Here is a 529-nt window from a genome sequence, read left to right as displayed (position 1 = left end):
GGTACCAAGAAAAGCGAGTATAGGGGCCCGTACTGTAAACGGACACACGTAGTTGGGTTGAGTATACTAAGGCGCTCGAGTGATTCATGGTTAAGGAACTCGGCAAATTGGCCCCGTAACTTCGGGATAAGGGGCGCCTACTTCGGTAGGCCGCAGAGAAATGGCGCATGCGACTGTTTATCAAAAACACATGGCTTTGCAAATTCGAAAGAAGACGTATAAGGCCTGACACCTGCCCGGTGCTGGAAGGTTAAGAGGAGAGCTTAGCGTAAGCGAAGGTTTGAATTGAAGCCCCAGTAAACGGCGGCCGTAACTATAACGGTCCTAAGGTAGCGAAATTCCTTGTCGGGTAAGTTCCGACCTGCACGAATGGTGTAACGATGTGCGCACTGTCTCAACCATGAGCTCGGTGAAATTGTAGTATCGGTGAAGATGCCGATTACCCGCAACGGGACGGAAAGACCCCGTGAACCTTTACTGCAACTTAACATTGGTTGTGGGTAAGTAATGTGTAGGATAGGTCAGAGAC

At 49.9% G+C, this 529-nt stretch carries 1 rRNA gene; it reads left to right on the top strand.

Annotated elements, in window-relative coordinates:
• A 23S ribosomal RNA gene (locus tag OM075_RS25505) occupies positions 1–529 on the top strand; the annotation flags it as partial.

This window comes from Plebeiibacterium sediminum (genome assembly GCF_026013605.1).
Classification (GTDB): Bacteria; Bacteroidota; Bacteroidia; order Bacteroidales; family Marinilabiliaceae; genus Saccharicrinis; species Saccharicrinis sediminus.
The sequence above is the reverse complement of the archived record's forward strand: the minus strand, read 5'-3'. Positions and strand labels throughout refer to the sequence as shown.